The sequence below is a fragment of the Mesorhizobium sp. M0185 genome, assembly GCF_040322175.1.
GTDB lineage: Bacteria > Pseudomonadota > Alphaproteobacteria > Rhizobiales > Rhizobiaceae > Mesorhizobium.
In genome coordinates, this window is the sequence record NZ_JAMYSY010000009.1 from 150,561 (window position 1) to 170,397 (window position 19,837).

15 protein-coding genes are annotated in these 19,837 nt (G+C 63.6%); 12 read left to right on the plus strand and 3 right to left on the minus strand.

Annotated elements, in window-relative coordinates:
• Positions 1-40: 40 nt before the first annotated feature.
• On the minus strand, positions 41-526 hold the full coding sequence (locus NKJ20_RS10215) for a MarR family winged helix-turn-helix transcriptional regulator (protein ID WP_352633862.1): 486 nt from the start codon (positions 524-526) through the stop codon (positions 41-43).
• 101 nt (positions 527-627) lie between these two features.
• Here NKJ20_RS10215 and NKJ20_RS10220 point away from each other — a divergent pair, with 101 nt between their 5' ends.
• Positions 628-1,518 (plus strand): DMT family transporter, encoded by an 891-nt coding sequence (locus tag NKJ20_RS10220; RefSeq protein WP_352743867.1) that lies wholly within the window; start codon positions 628-630, stop codon positions 1,516-1,518.
• 19 nt (positions 1,519-1,537) lie between these two features.
• Here NKJ20_RS10220 and ubiG read toward each other — a convergent pair whose 3' ends face one another.
• Complete coding sequence (gene ubiG, locus NKJ20_RS10225) at positions 1,538-2,287, minus strand: bifunctional 2-polyprenyl-6-hydroxyphenol methylase/3-demethylubiquinol 3-O-methyltransferase UbiG (protein WP_254816707.1); 750 nt, start codon at positions 2,285-2,287, stop codon at positions 1,538-1,540.
• 212 nt (positions 2,288-2,499) lie between these two features.
• Between ubiG and NKJ20_RS10230 the strand changes: the two genes are divergently transcribed.
• The 10 genes from NKJ20_RS10230 to NKJ20_RS10275 all read left to right on the plus strand — a co-directional run bounded on the left by NKJ20_RS10230 (position 2,500) and on the right by NKJ20_RS10275 (position 17,571).
• Positions 2,500-3,069 (plus strand): putative glycolipid-binding domain-containing protein, encoded by a 570-nt coding sequence (locus NKJ20_RS10230; RefSeq protein WP_352743869.1) that lies wholly within the window; start codon positions 2,500-2,502, stop codon positions 3,067-3,069.
• Positions 3,070-3,191: 122 nt separating this feature from the next.
• Positions 3,192-5,423: a sensor domain-containing diguanylate cyclase gene (locus NKJ20_RS10235; RefSeq protein ID WP_352743871.1), complete on the plus strand. Its 2,232-nt coding sequence runs from the start codon at positions 3,192-3,194 to the stop codon at positions 5,421-5,423.
• A 163-nt stretch (positions 5,424-5,586) separates the two neighbouring features.
• Positions 5,587-6,840: an aspartate kinase gene (locus tag NKJ20_RS10240; RefSeq protein ID WP_352471486.1), complete on the plus strand. Its 1,254-nt coding sequence runs from the start codon at positions 5,587-5,589 to the stop codon at positions 6,838-6,840.
• A 181-nt stretch (positions 6,841-7,021) separates the two neighbouring features.
• Positions 7,022-9,292, plus strand: a complete 2,271-nt coding sequence (ptsP, locus tag NKJ20_RS10245) for a phosphoenolpyruvate--protein phosphotransferase (protein WP_352453081.1) — start codon at positions 7,022-7,024, stop codon at positions 9,290-9,292.
• Between the two features lie 8 nt (positions 9,293-9,300).
• On the plus strand, positions 9,301-10,380 hold the full coding sequence (prfA, locus tag NKJ20_RS10250) for a peptide chain release factor 1 (protein WP_352453082.1): 1,080 nt from the start codon (positions 9,301-9,303) through the stop codon (positions 10,378-10,380).
• On the plus strand, positions 10,373-11,251 hold the full coding sequence (gene prmC, locus NKJ20_RS10255; RefSeq protein ID WP_352503220.1) for a peptide chain release factor N(5)-glutamine methyltransferase: 879 nt from the start codon (positions 10,373-10,375) through the stop codon (positions 11,249-11,251). Before prfA ends, prmC begins: the two co-directional genes overlap by 8 nt.
• Before the next feature lie 304 nt (positions 11,252-11,555).
• Positions 11,556-12,497 (plus strand): DUF4167 domain-containing protein, encoded by a 942-nt coding sequence (locus tag NKJ20_RS10260; RefSeq protein ID WP_352453084.1) that lies wholly within the window; start codon positions 11,556-11,558, stop codon positions 12,495-12,497.
• Between the two features lie 234 nt (positions 12,498-12,731).
• On the plus strand, positions 12,732-15,338 hold the full coding sequence (gene clpB / locus NKJ20_RS10265; protein ID WP_352453085.1) for an ATP-dependent chaperone ClpB: 2,607 nt from the start codon (positions 12,732-12,734) through the stop codon (positions 15,336-15,338).
• 147 nt (positions 15,339-15,485) lie between these two features.
• A complete protein-coding gene (locus NKJ20_RS10270; RefSeq protein WP_352456638.1) occupies positions 15,486-15,851 on the plus strand; it encodes an MmcQ/YjbR family DNA-binding protein in 366 nt (121 codons plus the stop codon).
• Between the two features lie 238 nt (positions 15,852-16,089).
• Positions 16,090-17,571 (plus strand): L,D-transpeptidase family protein, encoded by a 1,482-nt coding sequence (locus NKJ20_RS10275; RefSeq protein ID WP_352743874.1) that lies wholly within the window; start codon positions 16,090-16,092, stop codon positions 17,569-17,571.
• 381 nt (positions 17,572-17,952) lie between these two features.
• On the opposite strand, the gene NKJ20_RS10280 is transcribed toward NKJ20_RS10275, so the two are convergent.
• The gene (locus NKJ20_RS10280; RefSeq protein WP_352743876.1) at positions 17,953-18,369 is read right to left on the minus strand and encodes a TMEM175 family protein; all 417 of its coding nucleotides are present in this window, start codon (positions 18,367-18,369) and stop codon (positions 17,953-17,955) included.
• 167 nt (positions 18,370-18,536) lie between these two features.
• Between NKJ20_RS10280 and NKJ20_RS10285 the strand changes: the two genes are divergently transcribed.
• Positions 18,537-19,837: MFS transporter (locus NKJ20_RS10285; protein WP_352743878.1), on the plus strand; the 1,301-nt coding region annotated here is incomplete at its 3' end.

Here is a 19,837-nt window from a genome sequence, read left to right on the forward strand (position 1 = left end):
GCTTTCCACCCTCTCGGCCGGCCCTCTTGGCCGCCCTGGGTTAGCCTAGGCTCGCTATCAGTTTTTCGAGCAGGCGTGCGAGCATGATCTGCTCCGGGCGTATCAGGCCGGAAAGTATCTGGTGCTCGTTGGCGACGTGAGCGGTAACCGCCTCGTCGATCAACGCCAGACCCTTTTTAGTCAGCTGCACGACAATGCCGCGGCGATCGTCGGGGTGCGGCCCGCGCTTGATCAGGCCGGATTTCTCGAGCCGATCGAGGCGGTTGGTCATCGCGCCCGACGTTACCATCGTCGCCTCGTAGAGAGCCGTCGGCGTCAGCGCGTATGGCGGCCCGGAACGACGCAGCGTCGCCAGCACATCGAATTCTCCGGATTGCAGCCCGTAACTTGCAAACAGCGGCGCTAGCCGCTCTCGTGCGATCAGCGAGGCGGCCTCGTTCAACCGTCCGAGCACGGCCATCGGCGAGACATCGAGATCCGGCCGTTCCTTTTTCCATTGCCCGATCGCTTTTGCTGCGCGATCCATGTCTCTCACCGTTATGTATCTTGACGTGAAGAATCTTTACCTTATCTTACCTCAGCTTCTGGTGTAGGCCAAGGGCCGCGAACGGGCGACGGGACGGTGCGATGAAATTTCTCTGGGACTCGGCGCTTGGCCTTCTGGTCGTCACCGGTGGACTGCTCGGCCTGACGCTGCCGTTCGGCAAGATCGCGACGGCGGCCGGCGTGGCCGCCATGGTCTGGGCCTTCGTCATCTCGCTTGGTGCCGGCGGCGTGCTTTTGTGCGCATTGCTGCTCAACGGGAAGCGCATGCGGCTTACGCCGCACAGGCTGCGCTATTTCTTCGTCACCGCGGCCGTCTCATATGCAATCCCCAATCTGCTGATGTTTTCAGCGATTCCGCATCTGGGCGCCGGCTACAGCGGCATCATGTTCACGCTGTCGCCGGTCGTCACGCTGGTGTTCTCGATGCTGCTCGGCGTCAGGCGCCCGACCATGCTGGGCATCGTCGGCATAGTCGTCGGTTTCGTCGGCGCAGTCATGGTGGCGGTGACGCGCGGCGAAGCGGGCCAGCCGGCCGAATTTTTCTGGGTTGCGATGGGCCTGCTCATCCCGGTCAGCCTCGCCGCCGGCAACATTTACCGCACCGTCGACTGGCCCGAAGGCACCGGCCCGATCGAGCTCGCCGTCGGCAGCCATCTGGCAGCAGCCTTGATGCTGGTTGCCGGCATTCTGGTCCTGCTTGGCGGCAATGCATTCGGCTCGCTCGGCGGCGTGCCGCTGGTCGCCGCGGCACAGGTGGCATCAGCCTCGGCGATGTTCGCCTTCTTCTTCCGCCCGCAAGCGGTCGGCGGCCCGGTCTATCTCAGCCAGATCGGCTATGTCGCGGCGGCGGTCGGGCTGTTTGCCGGGACGCTCTTCCTCGGCGAGCGCTATCAACTGCTGACCTGGGCCGGTGCCGTCATCATCACCGCCGGCGTGTTCATCACCACCAAGGCGCAAAGCCAGAGGCCATAGGGGCCAGAAGGCGTAAGCTTCAGACGGATGCCTTCTCCGCCAGCACCATGTAGTTGACGTCCATGTCCTTCGAGCGCTGCCAGCGGTCGGCGAGCGGGTTGTAGGTGACGCCGGTGCGGTCGATGACGGTCAGGCCGGCGCCGGCAAGCGCCTTTTCCAGTTCCTCGGGGCGCACCAGCTTGCCGAACTGGTGGGTGCCGCGTGGCAGCCAACGCAGCACATATTCGGCGCCGATGATGGCCAGCCCCAGGGCCTTCAGCGTGCGGTTGATGGTGGCGACGAACATGATGCCGCCGGGCTTTACCATCTCGCCGCATTTGGCCAGGAACAGATCGACATCGGCGACATGCTCGACCACTTCCATGTTGAGGATGACGTCGAATTTTTCGCCGGCATCGGCAAGGTCTTCCGCGGTCGTGGCGCGATAATCCACGCTCACGCCGACTTCCGCCGCATGCAGCTTGGCCACTTCGATGTTGGTGGCGGAGGCATCGGCGCCGACCACTTCGGCGCCAAGCCGCGCCATCGGCTCGCACAAAAGCCCGCCGCCGCAGCCGATGTCAAGGAAGCGCAGGCCTTCGAACGGCCGTGCCGCACGCGGATCGCGGCCGAAGCGGGCCGCCACCTGGTCGCGGATATAGGCAAGCCGGATCGGGTTGAACTTGTGCAACGGGCGGAACTTGCCGTTCGGGTTCCACCATTCGGCGGCAAGGGCGGAAAAGCGTTCCACCTCTCCGGCATCGATCGTCGATCGTCGGGGCTCTGGCATGGCGTGGTCTCCTCGGACGCTAGGAAGTCGGGCGCGAGGCTGCGAATGTCAAGGCGCGAAATTCACCGCCGGCGGTGCGATGCGCGCGATGCCTTCCGGCGCCGCCTTTTGCCGGTGCATTTGTGTCAGCACGTGTCAGTTGATGGTGTGCCGGAAGGAAACGCCTAGGCTTGACGGACGAAGCAGAGACATCGGGTTCGGAGGAGTGCGCAATGATGCGAGCGGTTGCTTCCATTCTTTGGCGCCGGCTTGACCAGGAAGGCCACGACGCTTGCCTTCTGTCGGAAGCGAGTTCCGGGTGGAACCTCAGGGGACACGCGCTTTTCGTCGAGGACGGCGAGCCGTGCAGCATCGCCTACGAGGCGGACTGCGACGCCGATTGGCATACACGATCGGCGCGCGCCGACGGCTTTCTCGGCACGCAAGAGCTGCATTACAGGATCGACCGGCTGACCGAGCGCCAATGGACGCTGAACGGCGAGCATCAAGCGGAAGTCGACGGTCTCATCGATGTCGATCTCGGCTTCACGCCCGCCACAAACCTTTTGGCGCTTCGCCGTTTTGCCCTCGATGTCGGTATGGCGACGCCCGCGCCGGCAGCCTATCTGACATTTCCCGAACTCAGGCTCGTTCGCCTCGAGCAAACCTATCAGCGCGTCGATGCTGCACATTACGCCTATGCCGCCCCGATGTTCGGCTACCACGAGACACTGGAGGTCTCGCCGCTCGGTTTCGTCCTCGACTATCCGCGCCTGTGGCAGGCCATCGTGCGGACGGGCTGAACCGCCCACGTTGGGAGTGCAGCTGGCCGGTGTGGCTTAACGGCAAATTTACGATATTGGCGGTTTCTTAACGTTGGGTCAGTGTTTGGCATTTAGATTGCTGTCCGAGTAGGGGCAGCCCGGTGCGCATAAGAACCCAGATAGTCGCGACATTGTTCAGCGCCGTGGCCTTGATCGGCCTGGTCGGCGGCGTTGCGATCATCTCGCAGATATCGCTGACCAAATCCGTGGCGCTGGCCGAGGCGACAAGCGTCGCACGGCAGTTGGCCGAAACTATTGCCTTCAGGGCATCGGACGCGCCGCGTTCATTATTCGAGAGACCCGATGGGCTCCGCGAATTCGTGACTTTGCAGCACGGCCGCTCGAAACGCGATCTCGTCATCGTAGACAAAAACAAGGTTATTTTCGCCGACGTTCCGGGAGAAGAGCAAAATATCGGCACGACGTTCGACTACGATCCCGGCAATGAAATCGCCCGGACGATTGACGACGGCGTGCCGCGCAACTTCGTCGAGGCCAGTGCCGACGTGGCCGACCCGATTGACCTGGTTGCGGTGCCGATCGAGGATGCACCCGGCAAGATCGTCGGCGCCGTCCTGTTCGAGTATACGCCGCTGCTGCGTGCCGCACAGCAGCGCACGAACGATATGTTGTGGCTTGTGGGCCTGTGTACCGCGGCAGCCGTGCTGATCGCGGCGGCCTCCGCCTTCCTGTTGTTGCGAGGCTTCAGTAAAGGCCTTGCTGGTCTCAACCGCGGCATCGAATCGCTGGCGCGCGGCGACGCTGGGGCCCGTATCGGCCGCACCTCCGATGACGAGTTCGGACAGTTGGCGCAAGGGTTCGACACTATGGCCTCCGAAATCGAAGCCTCGCGCGCTCAACTTGTCGATCAGAAGGCCTACATCGAAGACATCGTCCAGACCGTTGCCGAAGGCATCGCCGTCATCGACGGCAAGGGTCAGGTCGTGTCCGTCAATCCAGCGGCAGCCGAGATCATCGGGCGGCGCAGCGACAAGGTCGTGGGGCAGGACTGGCAGTCGGCCCTGGATATCCGGGGGCCGTCGGGAGACAAGCCCGCGTCGGGAACATCTCCGGTCGAACTGGCCATGACCACCGGCCGCCGCCACCAGAATGAGGTGAGGCTGGCAAAACCGGATGGGACCTCCTTGCCCGTGGTCGTCAGCTGCAATCCGCTCAACCGCGCCGATGGCGGCATCGTGCTGACGCTCAGCGACATCAGCGACCTGCGCAGTGCCGAGCGGGCGGTGCACGATCGTGCCGAAGAACTGGCGAGGCTCAATCGTGAACTGAAAGAGACATCGGAGGCCACGACCCGCCTGGTCAAGCTCGGCGAACTGCTTCAGGCCTGCGTCACTTTTCACGAGGCATTTTCCGTCGTCGGCTCCGCCATGCCTGATTTCTTCGGCGGATTGAGCGGAACCGTTCATCTGACCAGTGCGTCGCGCAACCTGGTGGAGGAGATGGCGCATTGGGGCACCATCCGGTCGAGCGTCGGCCAGTTCGGACCGGAAGATTGTTGGGCGCTGCGGCGCGGCCAGGAGCACGTCGCCGGTCCAGGCATGCTGACGCCGCGCTGCAACCACATCACCGAAAATGGCGGCCGCGGTTATGTCTGTATGCCTCTAGCAGCGCAGGGAGAGACACTTGGCATCCTGCATCTGTGCGAGCCGAATGCCGTTGACAAGCCGGAGTGGCTTGCCGAACGGCAGCAGATACTGCGTGGCGTCGTCGATACGCTGGCGTTGGCGCTTGCCAATCTGCGTCTGCGCGAGACGTTGCGGCAGCAGTCGATCCGGGATCCCAACACCGGGCTCTACAATCGCCGCTACCTCGAGGAGACCAGCAGCCGCGAGCTCAGGCGCCTGGAACGTGCCGAGCAGCCGCTGACGTTGATCATGCTCGACGTCGATCATTTCAAGCAGTTCAACGATACGTTCGGCCACGAAGCGGGGGATCTCGTCCTCAAGCAGGTGGCCGCCACGCTGGTCGACCATGTCAGGGAAAGCGACGTGGTTTCGCGCTACGGCGGCGAGGAATTTGCCTTGATGATGCCGGGAACGTCACTGTCCGATGGCGCCGATCGCGCCGAAGCGTTGCGCAAGGCGATTAAGCAGCTGCATGTCACGCATCGCGGCCGCACGCTCGGCACCATCACCGCGTCGTTCGGGGTCGCCGCCTTCCCGGAGCTCGGCGCCTCATGGGCGGAGATCGTCAATGCCGCGGATCGCGCTTTGTATCAGGCAAAGGCTGAGGGCCGTGACCGCGTCATCGCCGGAGCGGGTCTCGCCCGTGTCGAGCAGCAAAAGCCAAAACTCACCAAGAGCGTGGCTTGAAATCTGGTTGATGGACGGGGCAAGGCGACGGAATCCTCACCGCCTTGCGAAACCGCTATCATTTGGCTAAGGAGGCCGCGCATTGAGCGCCCGGCCACAGCTTGGCGCATTTTTCCGCTTTTCGGCCTCCGGTCCGGCATCCAGTCAAAGGCATTTCGCTTCTATGGCGCGCATCGTGATGAAATTCGGCGGAACCTCCGTCGCCGACATCGCCCGCATCCGCAATGTGGCGCGTCATGTCAAACGCGAGGTCGACGCCGGCCATGAGGTCGCCGTCGTGGTCTCGGCGATGTCCGGCAAGACCAACGAGCTCGTGCAATGGACGCGCGAGGCCTCGCCGATGCACGATGCGCGTGAATATGACGCCGTAGTCGCGTCCGGCGAGCAGGTCACTGCCGGCTTGCTGGCGATCGCGCTGCAGAATATCGGCGTGCATGCCCGCTCCTGGCAAGGCTGGCAGATCCCGATCAAGACCGACAACGCGCATGGCGCGGCGCGCATTCTCGATATCGACGGCGGATTCCTGATCAAGCGCTTCGGCGAAGGCCAGGTGGCGGTGGTCGCCGGTTTCCAAGGCATCGGGCCGGACAACCGGATCGCAACGCTCGGCCGCGGCGGTTCCGATACCAGCGCTGTCGCCATCGCGGCAGCGGTCAAGGCCGACCGCTGCGATATCTACACCGATGTCGACGGGGTCTACACGACCGATCCGCGCATCGAGCCGAAGGCGCGGCGGCTGGCCAAGATTTCGTTCGAGGAAATGCTCGAAATGGCCTCGCTCGGCGCCAAGGTCCTGCAGGTGCGCTCGGTCGAGCTTGCCATGGTGCACAGGGTGCGTACTTTCGTGCGGTCGTCCTTCGACGATCCCGACGCACCAGGAATGGGGGATTTGCTTAATCCGCCGGGAACGCTTATTTGCGACGAGGAAGAGATCGTGGAACAGCAGGTCGTCACCGGAATTGCCTACGCCAAGGACGAGGCGCAGATTTCGTTGCGCCGCGTCGGCGATCGGCCGGGCGTCGCCGCCGGCATTTTCGGGCCGCTGGCCGAGGCCAACATCAATGTCGACATGATCGTCCAGAATATCTCCGAGGACGGCAAGTTCACTGACATGACCTTCACCGTGCCATCCGGCGACGTCGACAAGGCGCTCGCCGTGCTCGAGCGGCTGAAGGCGACGATCGGCTACGACGTGGTGCAGTCGGAAGCCGGCATGTCGAAGGTCTCGGTCATTGGCATCGGCATGCGCAGCCATGCCGGCGTCGCCGCCACCGCCTTCAAGGCGCTGGCCGACCGCGCGATCAACATCCGCGCCATCACGACGTCCGAAATCAAGATTTCGATCCTGATCGACGGTCCCTATACGGAACTAGCAGTTCGCACTTTGCATTCCGTGTACGGTCTGGATAAGCAGTAGCGGACTGCATCGGCCCGAAAATCGGAATCGATTTTCGAAAGGCAGGATGCAGCGGATCGAAAATCTTGGAGCGGTCTTTATGCGTCCAATTGGACGATGGCGCTCTAATTGAGTTGTTGCGTTTGTGCCGCTGTGCAGGGCAACCTGCACCGGTTGAAACGCTATTGGAGAAGAAGCCGCGATGCGTGATTCGGCCAGTGGCCCGCGCGTTTTGCTGAAACGGCTCCGCGAGCTCATGCAAGAGCCGCTGGAGCCGCAGGAGCGGCTTGACCGAATCGTGCGCGACATCGCCTCCAACATGGTTGCCGAGGTCTGCTCGCTCTATGTGCTGCGCGCCGATTCGGTGCTCGAACTCTACGCCACCGAAGGCCTGAACCCGAACGCCGTCCACCTGGCGCAGCTCAGGCTGGGCCAAGGCCTGGTCGGCACGATCGCGGCCTCGGCGCGGCCGCTCAACCTCTCCAATGCACAGGAGCATCCTGCCTTCGCCTACCTGCCGGAGACAGGGGAAGAAATCTATAATTCCTTCCTCGGCGTGCCGGTGCTGCGGGCAGGGCGGACACTCGGCGTCCTGGTCGTGCAGAACAAGACCATGCGCCATTATCGCGACGACGAGGTCGAGGCGCTGGAAACAACGGCGATGGTGATCGCCGAGATGATCGCCACCGGTGATCTGGAGCGGCTGACAAGGCCCGGCCTCGAGCTCGATCTGCGCCGCCCGGTAAGCTTTACCGGCCTATCCTTCAACGAAGGCGTCGGTCTCGGCCATGTGGTGCTGCACGAGCCGCGCATCGTCGTCACCAATCTTTTCAACGAGGACAGCGAGGAAGAGGTCAGGCGGCTCGACGCGTCGCTCGGCTCGCTCAGGCTCTCCATCGACGACATGCTGGAGCGCCGCGACGTCGCCTTCGAGGGCGAGCATCGCCAGGTGCTCGAAGCCTATCGCATGTTCGCCAACGACCGCGGCTGGGTGCGCCGGCTCGAGGAGGCGATCCGCAACGGCCTGACCGCCGAAGCGGCGGTCGAAAAGGTGCAGAGCGACATGCGTGCCCGCATGCTGCACATGACCGATCCATATCTGCGCGAACGGATGAGCGATTTCGACGATCTCGCCAATCGGCTGCTGCGGCAGCTGATGGGGCGCGGACCGGAGGACGTCGCGGCCTCGCTGCCCAAGGACGCCATCATCGTCGCCCGCTCGATGGGTGCTGCGGAGCTGCTCGATTATCCCAGAGACAAGCTGCGCGGGCTGGTACTGGAGGACGGCGCCGCGACCAGCCATGTCGTCATCGTGGCGCGGGCCATGGGCATACCGGTCGCCGGCCAGATGAAGGGCGCCGTTTCCATGGCGGAAAACGGCGATGCCATCATCGTCGACGGCGAGGAAGGCGCGATCCATCTGCGCCCGCAGCCCGACCTCGAGGCGGCCTATGCCGAGAAAGTGCGTTTCCGGGCGCGCCGGCAGGAGGTCTACCGCGAGCTGCGCAAGAAGCCGTCGGTGACCAAGGACGGTGTCCAGGTCGACCTTCTGATGAATGCCGGGCTGGCGGTCGACCTGCCGCAACTGGCCGAAGCGGGCGCGGCCGGCATCGGCCTGTTCCGCACCGAGCTGCAATTCATGGTCGCCTCGACCTTTCCGCGCGCGGAAGCCCAGGAGCGCTTGTACCGTGACGTGCTCGAGGCGGCGCGCGACAAGCCGGTGACGTTCCGCACCATCGATATTGGCGGCGACAAGGTGCTGCCCTATTTCAAGGGCTCGATCCAGGAGGAAAATCCGGCTCTCGGCTGGCGGGCCATCCGCCTGACGCTCGACCGGCCAGGATTGCTGCGCACCCAGATCCGCGCGCTGCTCAAGGCGTGCGGCGGACGCGAACTGAAACTGATGCTGCCAATGGTGACGGAACTCGGCGAGATCGCGCAGGCGCGCGAGATCATCGACCGCGAGGTCCGGCATTTGTCGCGCTTTGCCCATCATTTGCCGACCAGCCTCAAGGTGGGGGCGATGCTGGAGGTGCCGTCGCTGCTGTTCCAGCTCGACGAGTTGATGAAGGCGGTCGATTTCGTCTCGGTCGGCTCGAACGACCTGTTCCAGTTCGTCATGGCGGTGGACCGCGGCAACACCCAATTGTCCGACCGCTTCGACCCGCTGTCGACGCCGTTCCTGCGTGTTTTGAAGCAAATTGCCGATGCCGGGGCTCGCAACCAGACGCCGGTGACCTTGTGCGGCGAACTTGCCGGCAAGCCGATCTCGGCGATGGCGCTGATCGGCCTTGGCTACCGCTCGATCTCGATGTCGCCGGCATCGATCGGCCCGGTCAAGGCGATGCTGACGGAACTGCCGCTCAGCGAGTTGGAAGCGTTCTTCGACGACAATCTGATGGCGCCGGCGCATGGCCTGCCGATGCGGGCGCTGCTGCAAGCCTTTGCCGACGACCGCTCTATACCGCTATAGACTTCGCCATGATCAACCTGCCCCGCGACCGTATGGATCAAGTCGTCAAGCGTTTCGACATGCTCGAAGCGCAGATGTCGGCCGGGCCAGCGCCGGACGCCTATGTCAGGATGGCCTCCGAATATGCCGACATCCAGGAGATGGTGGCAAAGATCAGGGCGCTGCGCGCCGCCGAGCGCGAACAGGCCGATCTGGAGGCGATGCTCGCCGACAAGGGCACCGACGCCGAGATGCGGGCCTTGGCCGAGGCCGACCTGCCAGGGGTCAAGCATCACATCGAGGCGCTGCAGAAGGACATCCAAATCCTGCTGTTGCCCAAGGATGCCGCCGACGACAAGAACGCCATCCTCGAGATCCGCGCCGGCACCGGCGGCGACGAGGCGGCCCTTTTCGCCGGCGACCTGTTTCGCATGTACGAGCGCTATGCCGCGGCGCATGGCTGGCGTTTCGAGACGGTGTCGGCCAGCGAGGGTGAGGTCGGCGGCTACAAGGAAATCATCGCCACCGTTTCGGGCAAGGGCGTCTTTGCCCATCTGAAGTTCGAATCCGGCGTGCACCGGGTGCAGCGCGTGCCGACGACCGAAGCGGGCGGACGCATTCATACCTCGGCGGCGACGGTCGCGGTGCTGCCGGAAGCCGAAGAGGTCGACATCGACATCAGGGCCGATGACATCCGCATTGACACGATGCGCGCCTCGGGTTCCGGCGGCCAGCACGTCAACACCACCGATTCGGCCGTGCGCATCACCCATCTGCCGACCGGCATTATGGTGGTGCAGGCGGAAAAGTCGCAGCACCAGAACCGGGCGAAGGCCATGCAGATCCTGCGCGCCAGGCTCTACGACCTCGAGCGCAGCAAGGCGGACGAGGAACGTTCCGAATCGCGCAAGTCGCAGGTCGGCTCGGGCGACCGCTCGGAACGCATCCGCACCTATAATTTTCCGCAGGGTCGCGTCACCGATCATCGTATCAACCTGACGCTCTATAAGCTCGACCGGGTGATGATGGGCGAACTCGACGAGATCATCGACGCGCTGATCGCCGATCACCAGTCGAAGCTGCTCGCCGATATCGGCATCGATGGCTGACAGCCTGCCCGCCACGCTGGCGCCGCTGCTGCGGGAGGCGCGAAACCGGCTCACCGCAGCCGGGATCGCGGATCCGGCGCTCGATGCCAGGCTGATCGTCGAGCATTTTTCCGGCACCAGTCGCACGCAGGCCATCGCCGATCCCGGGCGCGCTGTCGATGCGGACGTGACGGCGGTAATCGAAGCCGCCTTGCGGCGGCGCATCGCCGGCGAACCGGTGCACCGCATCCTCGGTTATCGCGAATTCTACGGCTTGCGCCTGTCGCTTTCGCCGCAAACGCTGGAGCCGCGGCCGGATACCGAAACGCTGGTCGAGGCTATACTGCCCTTCGTCAAGGCAATGGCGGCAAGCGAGGGCGACTGCCGCATCCTCGATCTAGGGACCGGTACCGGTGCCATCGCGCTGGCGCTGCTCAGCGCCGTTCCGGCCGCGACCGCCACCGGCGTTGACATTTCGCAGGAGGCGCTGGCCACAGCCATGCGTAATGCCGGGGAATTGGGGCTCGCCGGCCGGTTCACGCCACTCAAATCCGACTGGTTTGAAAAAGTTTCTGGCCGGTACCATGTAATTGTCGCAAACCCTCCCTATATACCCTCAGACGACATTGGAAATCTGCAGGACGAGGTCCGCGGTTTCGATCCACGCCAGGCCCTCGATGGCGGCGTGGACGGTCTGAGCCCCTACAGGAAGATCGCCGCGGGAGCGGCAGCGTATTTGGAACTCCAAGGCAGGATTGCGGTCGAGATCGGCCATACGCAGCACCAACAGGTTACGGAGATATTCTCCGCGGCCGGGTACCGTTCGGTCGGGGTGTTTCGTGATCTCGGCGGAAACGACAGAGTTCTTGTGTTCGAACGGTGGAAGCCGTGATGCAGTGCGAAAAAAGCGCTTGGCAATACCGGGGAATGCGGCTAGGGTCGCGTTAACCGGATGAGACGAAGCAGGCAGTGCTCTTAGCGATTCGGTTTTCCTTGGAAATAGCTGCCTTCTTGCGCAAACGACGCCCAAGCTTCGTGCGGGAATCGTCCGGCAAGTGAAGTAACCGGAACAGGATGGCACGTGGCGCCAACGCAATTGATGCGGGCGAACGCCGGTGAAGGAACGAAACGGCTGGCCGCATGAGCGCCTCCGTTCGTGAAGAGTTTTTCGAAAATTTCAAAGTGAAGAGAGTCTAATGAGGCCACAACAGCAAAACAGGCGCATGCGCGGTCGCAACAACAGTGGCGGCGGCGGCAACAACAATAACAACAACAATCGTAAGGGGCCAAATCCCCTGACGCGTAACTATGAGAGCAACGGCCCGGACGTGAAGATCCGCGGATCGGCTCAGCAGATTGCCGAGAAGTACGCAACCCTTGCCCGTGACGCGCAAAGCTCCGGCGACCGGGTGATGGCGGAAAACTATCTCCAGCATGCAGAGCACTATAACCGCATCATCGCAGCCGCTCAGGCGCAGATGCCGATCCAGAACGCCCAGCAGAATCGCGACGATTTCGACGATGACGGCGACGAGGATCGCGACGAGTTCGACAATGCCGGCAACAACAATGCCAACGAGGCATCGGCTTCGGCCAATCACGGGGCCGGCCCGCAGCCGGTCATCGATGGCACGCCGGCCGAGCTGGCGCTGAACCAGGAAAACAGCCGCGACAATCGGGGCGGCCGCGACAACCGTGACGGCCGCGACAACAATGGCGGACGCCACCGCGACCGTCGCCCCAATGGCGGTTACGGCCAGAACGGCCAGCGCGGCGAGTATGGCGCGCGCGGCGAGCAGCAGGGTGGCCAACGCGTCGAACAGCCACGGCGCGACGAGACGCCGGCGCAGGCGGAGCCCGTGCCGGCCGCTGAGCCGGTCTTTGTGAGCGAGCCCGCACCGCAATTCGAAAACCTTTCGCCAGCGGGTCTCGCCGCCCAGGCCGAGCTCAACGAAGCCGCGGCCGAAAACAGCCCGGCACGCCGCCCCAGGCGTCCGCGCCGTCCGCGGCTCGATGTCGAACAGGCAAATGGCGGCAACGACAATGCCGTCCCTGACAGTGCCGAGACTGGCAAGGTCGATGCAGCGCCGGCTGAAGACGCAGGCGGTCAACCTATTATTGCCGACGTCGAGAATTGATCGAAGAAACGTTCAGGCGATCTTAGCGCATCGTTTACCCTAGGCGGCGGAGAGAAATCTCCGCCGTTTTTGTTTGCGCGCTCGGAATATTATGCGTTCGCCAGTGTCGAGTCTTGAGGGGCCATGGTTTGCGTCCCATATCTTGCGTGAACAGGATCCGGCTCGAACGGGCGGGTCCGTCACCGCAATCTGATCCGGTGCCGCGAAGCGGGCCGGTGACGGAAGGAGACAGGCATGAATCTTGAAAAATATTCCGAGCGCGTGCGCGGCTTTATCCAGTCCGCGCAAACCATGGCGCTTTCCCGCAGCCACCAGCAATTCACCCCCGAGCATATTCTCAAGGTCCTTGTCGATGACGACGAGGGCCTGGCTGCGTCGCTGATCGAGCGCGCCGGCGGCAATGTCCGTGACGTCAAGCTCGGCGTCGAAACGGCACTGGAAGCAATGCCCAAGGTCGAGGGCGGCAATGGCCAGCTCTATTTGGCGCAGCCGCTGGCAAAGGTGTTCTCGACCGCCGAGGAACTGGCCAAGAAGGCCGGTGACAGCTTCGTCACCGTCGAACGGCTTTTGCAGGCGCTGGCCATGGAAAAATCGGCCAAGACCGCCGACATCCTGTCCAAGGCCGGTGTCACGCCGCAGGCGCTGAACCAGGTCATCAACGACGTACGCAAAGGTCGCACCGCCGATTCGGCGAGCGCCGAGCAGGGCTACGACGCGCTGAAGAAATACGCGCGCGACCTGACGGCGGACGCCCGCGCGGGCAAGCTCGATCCGGTCATCGGCCGCGACGACGAAATCCGCCGCACCATCCAGGTGCTGTCGCGCCGCACCAAGAACAACCCAGTGCTGATCGGCGAACCCGGCGTCGGCAAGACGGCGATCGCCGAAGGGCTGGCGCTGCGCATCGTCAATGGCGATGTGCCGGAATCGCTCAAGGACAAGCAACTGATGGCGCTCGACATGGGGTCGCTGATCGCCGGCGCCAAGTACCGCGGCGAGTTCGAGGAGCGGCTGAAGGCGGTGCTTTCCGAAGTCACGTCTGCCGCCGGCGGCATCATTCTGTTCATCGACGAGATGCACACGCTTGTCGGTGCCGGCAAGGCGGATGGCGCCATGGACGCGTCGAACCTGCTGAAGCCGGCGCTCGCCCGCGGCGAACTGCATTGTGTCGGCGCAACCACGCTCGACGAATACCGCAAGCATGTCGAGAAGGATGCGGCCCTTGCCCGCCGCTTCCAGCCGGTCTTCGTCAATGAGCCGACGGTCGAAGACACTGTCTCGATCCTGCGCGGCCTGAAAGAGAAATACGAGCAGCACCACAAGGTGCGCATCTCGGATTCGGCACTGGTCGCGGCCGCTACACTGTCAAACCGCTACATCGCCGACCGCTTCTTGCCGGACAAGGCGATCGATCTCGTCGACGAGGCCGCCTCGCGGCTCCGCATGCAGGTCGATTCGAAGCCCGAGGCGCTGGACGAGATCGATCGCCGCATCATGCAGCTCAAGATCGAGCGCGAGGCGCTCAAGGTCGAGAAGGACGATGCCTCGAAGGACCGGCTCGCCCGGCTTGAGAAGGAACTCTCGAACCTGGAGGAGGAATCGACCGAGCTGACCTCGAAATGGCAGGCCGAGAAGCAGAAGCTCGGGCTTGCCGCCGACCTCAAGAAGCAGCTCGACGAGGCGCGCAACGAACTTGCCATTGCCCAGCGCAAGGGCGAATTCCAGCGCGCCGGCGAACTTGCTTACGGCAAGATCCCGGAACTCGAAAAACAGCTGAAGCAGGCTGAAGCCAGGGACGGCAAGGCCGGCATGGTCGAGGAAGTGGTCGGTCCCGATCACGTCGCCCATATCGTGTCGCGCTGGACGGGGATCCCGGTCGACAAGATGCTGGAAGGCGAGCGCGACAAGCTGTTGCGCATGGAAGACGAGGTCGGCAAGCGCGTCGTCGGCCAGGGCGAGGCGGTGCAGGCGGTGTCAAAAGCGGTGCGCCGTGCGCGCGCCGGCCTGCAGGACCCGAACCGGCCGCTCGGCTCGTTCATGTTCCTCGGGCCGACGGGCGTCGGCAAGACCGAACTGACGAAGGCGCTGGCCAGCTTCCTCTTCGACGACGAGAGCGCGATGGTGCGCATCGACATGTCGGAGTTCATGGAGAAGCATTCGGTCGCCCGGCTGATCGGCGCGCCTCCCGGCTATGTCGGCTACGAGGAAGGCGGCGCGCTGACCGAAGCGATACGGCGCCGGCCCTATCAGGTCGTGCTGTTCGACGAGATCGAGAAGGCGCATCCTGATGTCTTCAACGTGCTGCTGCAGGTGCTAGACGACGGCCGGCTGACCGATGGGCAGGGCCGCACGGTCGATTTCCGCAATACGCTGATCATCATGACGTCGAACCTCGGCGGCGAATATCTGGTCAATCTCGGCGAGGACCAGGATGTCGACGTCGTGCGCGACGAGGTGATGAATGTCGTCAGGGCTTCGTTCCGGCCGGAATTCCTCAACCGCATCGACGAGGTGATCCTGTTCCACCGGCTGCGCCGCCAGGATATGGGCCAGATCGTCCAAATCCAGCTCAAGCGGCTGGAAAACCTGCTTGTTGACCGCAAGATATCGCTTTCGCTCGATCAGGAGGCGATCGACTGGCTGGCGGCCAAGGGTTACGACCCGGCCTATGGCGCGCGGCCGCTGAAGCGGGTGATGCAGAAGGAATTGCAGGACCCCCTGGCGGAAAAGATCCTGCTCGGCGAGATCCTCGACGGCTCAACCGTCAAGGTCACCGCCGGCTCCGACCGCTTGAACTTCCGCTCGAAGCCCGCGGTCGTGGCAACCGAGGCGGCTGCCTGAGCTCAAGCCAAGAGCTTGTTCCATCCCGATCGAATCGGGATGGAATTCCTATCTTCAATCTCGACCATGATCCTTTCCGAAAAACCGGCATACCCTTTTGTTACGCCGGCCTTCGGTTCATGGTCCAACATCACTGGCGGGGCGCAGATGACGCTGGACGACTATAACAGCTTCTGCGCCTCGCTGCCTTCGGCGACCCATGTCGTGCAGTGGGGCGGCGCCCATGTCTGGAAGGTCGGCGGCAAGGTCTTCGCGATCGGCGGCTGGAGTGAGGGCAAGGAGCCGTTCGTTACCTTCAAATGCTCCGACATCGCCTATGACGTGCTGAGGGAGCAGCCGGGCCTTCGGCCCGCGCCCTATCTTGCCTCACGCGGCATGAAATGGATCCAGCGCCAGACCGGCGAAAGCATGGATGATGGCGCACTGAAGGATTACCTGCGCGAAAGCCACCGTCTTGTCGTGCTGAAGCTGACGAAGCAGGCGCGCAAGGAATTGGGACTCGCTGCCGGTTAATCGGTCAGAAATCCGCCATCTTCATGCCCGGTTCATATTGGAACCTTATCGTTGGCAACTGATTTGCTGGCGAAGGGGTTCGCCTACCACATCGGCCCGAAATCGAGTTTTGATTTTCGCAAAGCACGATGCGGAGATTTAAAGCGTTAGAGCGTCCTTTGCGCGTCGAAAAAGACGCGCGGCGCTTTGAAGAGACAATGCCGGCGGCGGCAATTACGGACCGGAGAATTTGGCCATCATGTTGCGCACCATCTTCACCCTTTCAGCGCTTGCTGCCGGGCTGCTGGCGTCGAATGCGATGGCCTCGCCAATAGTGGATACCGCGCCACGGGTGGTTCGTGCCGCCAATGGCGGCGGCATTCTTGTCGCCCAGAACGGCAATCTCGATATCTACTACGATGCCAGGGGAAACCGCGTCATCGTCGATGCGGAGACCGGCAAGGTCATCGCCATCCAGCCGCCGCAGACCAGGCTCGACCGCCGCGCCTTGCGCCGCGAGCGCTTGCGCAACCTCGGACCGGTCGAGGACGACCCCTATCATCTCGACGACCCTGAGGACACGGCGCGGTTCCGCCGCAGGCAGATGGAAGACGAGGGCAGGGTCATCATACCGCCGGCTGACGAGTACGACCCCTATGGCGACAATTCGGTGGAAGCCTTCCCAGAAGCGCCACGGGATGACGGCTACGGCAACGGTTATCCGGAGGCAGCGCAGCCGGTAAAGCCGCGCACCATCGAGCGCCAGCCGCTCAACGAGGCCTCGATCGAGCCGGTCGAGCCGACGGTGCCGAACGAGCAGGCGGCCTTACCGCCAGACACAGCCCCGCCGCCAAGCACTGGCGGCAAGACGGCGGTCGACCCGTCGCTTGCGCTCGGCGCCCGCGAGGACGTGGCGGCACTGCAGGTGCTGCTCGACCGTGCCGGTGCATCGCCCGGCGTCATCGACGGACGCTTCGGCTCGAATGTCGACAAGGCGCTCGCCGCCTATAATGAGATCACCGGCAGCAATCTGAAATCGACCGACGCAATCGGCATCCAGGCGGCCCTGGCGCAATCCGGCGGCGATGCCTTCGCCTCCTATACGATCACGCCCGAGGATGCGGCCGGTCCCTATGTCGCCTCGATACCGGAGGACTACAGCCAAAAGGCCCAGCTCGATCGGATGGGCTACACGTCGGTACCCGAAGCGCTGGCCGAGCGCTTCCATATGGATGAAACCTATCTGAACAAGCTCAATCCGGACGCCAATTTCAACCGTCCGGGCACCATCATCAAGGTCGCCAATTTCGGCAGGCTGGTGGCGACGCCGGTGGCGCGCATCATCGCCGACAAGTCCAATAAGCAGGTCCGCGCCTATGATGCGGCGGGCAAGCTGGTCGCAGCCTATCCGGCGACTATCGGCTCGTCCGACACGCCGTCGCCGTCAGGCACGCATGCGGTGTCGCGTGTCGCATTGGACCCGAACTACACCTACAACCCGAACATCAATTTCAAGCAGGGCGAAAACGACAGGATCCTGACCATCCCGCCGGGGCCGAACGGCCCGGTCGGCTCGGTCTGGATTGCGCTGGACAAGCCGACCTACGGCATTCACGGTACGCCGGATCCGTCCAAGATCGGCAAGACCGAAAGCCATGGCTGCGTGCGGCTGACCAATTGGGACGCGCGCGAGCTTGCCAAGATCGTGACGCCCGGCGTTACGGTGGAGTTCGTCGAGTAGGGCATGTTGATATTCAGGTGATGCCGGCCTGCAAACGGCGGCTTCCTCCGCTTCCGGTGCTCACGTACCCAAAAGTACGCTCCGCTCCGGTTCTCGGAAGCCACCATTTTCGGCTCGGCCTGACCTGAATCTCAACACACCTAAAGCGGACAGGCGTCGCTCCATTCACCCGATGACCTTGCGCAGCAGTGGCGCGCGCAGCGCTGCGGCATAGATCAGCTGCACCACCAGGATGAAGCCGACGCTGAGCAACGGGCTGATCAGGCAGAGTGCAGCGCCGACGGCCCACAGGATCTGTGCCTTGACGATGCGCAGATAGACCGTTCGGGTGGTTTCCGCGTCGACACCTTCGGCCAGAAATCCGTTTTTGTCCGCGTAGCGTCAACTGGCGAGCAGCGTCAGTCCGAGCATCAAAAGATTGAACCAGTAGACGCGCACCGCAGTCCTGAATTCGAGGAAGTCGGCGAGAAGGTCGGTCGAGAACGGCAGCAAGGCGATGAAGCCGAGGAAGCAGAGGTTCAGCGTGGCAAGCCGCCGGTCGGATTTTGCAATCAGCCCGTGTTGCGCCTGCTGGCCGAACCAGAAGATGGTCAGCGTCAGGAAGCTGAGCGCATAGGTCAGGAAGCGCGGCGCCAGTGCTGTGATCGCTGTGATCAACTCGCGTTCGGAATGCACCGTTTCATGCGCCGGCACCCTGATCTCGAGAACGATCAGGGTGAGCGCGATGGCGAACACGCCGTCGGTGATGCCGACGACGCGCCCGCGTCCTTCCGCCGAGGGTTCGAGCGGCCGTTTCACGCGGTATTCCCCCTTGTCTGTAGCGCTGCGAGAAGCTTAGCACGGCACTTGCCGTTTGCACCCTGAGCGGCGTGATCCTGCCTGTGTGGCCAGGTTCGGCCTGGTTTCAACGAGAACAGCCTGCTGGCCGGTTGTCGGCGGCGCGCCGGCGATCTAGGTAAGGCGGCATGCACACGCCAACCAAAGTCGGTACCGGCGCCGTTCTCCTGACCGGCTCACTTCCCGCCGATACGTTCTGTCCGCAGGCGCAGCGGCGGTTCGTGCTGATCGCCGCGATCCTGGCTTCTGCGCTCGGCTTCATCGACGGGTCGGTCCTGGCCATTGCGACGCCGGCGATCCGCGTCGACCTCGGCGCCAGCCTCGCCGAGGCACAATGGATTTCCAATGCCTACGCATTGACACTCTCAGCCCTCATTCTCGTCGGCGGCGCCGCCGGCGATCGCTTCGGCCTGCGCCACTCCTTCGTCGCCGGCATCGTCCTGTTCATTGCCGCCTCGCTTGCCTGCGCGCTGGCGCCTAACCCGGCGGTGCTTATTGCGTTTCGGGCTATCCAGGGTGTCGGAGCGGCCATCATGGTGCCGGGCAGCCTGGCCATTATCGCCAAAGCCTATCCGAAAAAGGAACGCGGCCGGGCGATCGGCATCTGGGCCGCAGCATCAGCACTGACGACGGCGCTCGGCCCGGTGCTGGGCGGCTTCGTGCTGTCGGCGTTCGGCGACGGCATCTGGCGGGCGATCTTCGGCATCAATCTGCCGCTCGGCCTTATCTCGGTCTATCTTCTGCTGGCCAAGGTCCCTGCCGACGCGCCGGCGGAAAAGCGCAGCCTCGATCTCGGCGGCGCTGCACTCGCCATATTGGCGTTCGGAGCTCTCGCTTACGGTCTGACCTCGATGAGCGGCGACGGGGAGGGGCTGATGTCCGGCCCGAGTATTGCCGCCGGTGCGGTTTTGCTCGTCGTGTTCATCGTCTTCGAGCGCCGGCGGCGCGAGCCGATGATCGATCTGTCGTTGTTTCGGATCGGCGCGTTCGCGGGCGCCAATGTGGCGACCTTCTTCCTTTATTTCGCGCTGTCGGCCAATCTGTTCTATCTGCCGATGCTCATGATCGCCGGATGGGGGCTGAGCGCCGCCGAGGTCGGTTTCATCTTCCTGCCGCTGTCGGCATTGATCGCAGTGTTGTCCGGACCGGTCGGCCAGTGGTCCGACCGCATCGGGCCTCGCTTTCCGATCGCCAGCGGCGGTCTGGTTGTGGCTCTTGCCTTTGCCGGACTTGCCTTGCTGGCCTATCGGGGCATCCACAATTTCTGGATCGGGGTATTCCCGCTGATGGCTCTGATGGGGTTCGGCATGGCGCTGGTGGTATCGCCGCGGTGGGGGGGGGGGGGGGCGGGGGCGGGGGGCGCAGGCGGGCGGGGCGGGCCCCCGAGGAGGAGTAGCGGGCGGGCGGCAGGCGCGATGAGAGGGACGGG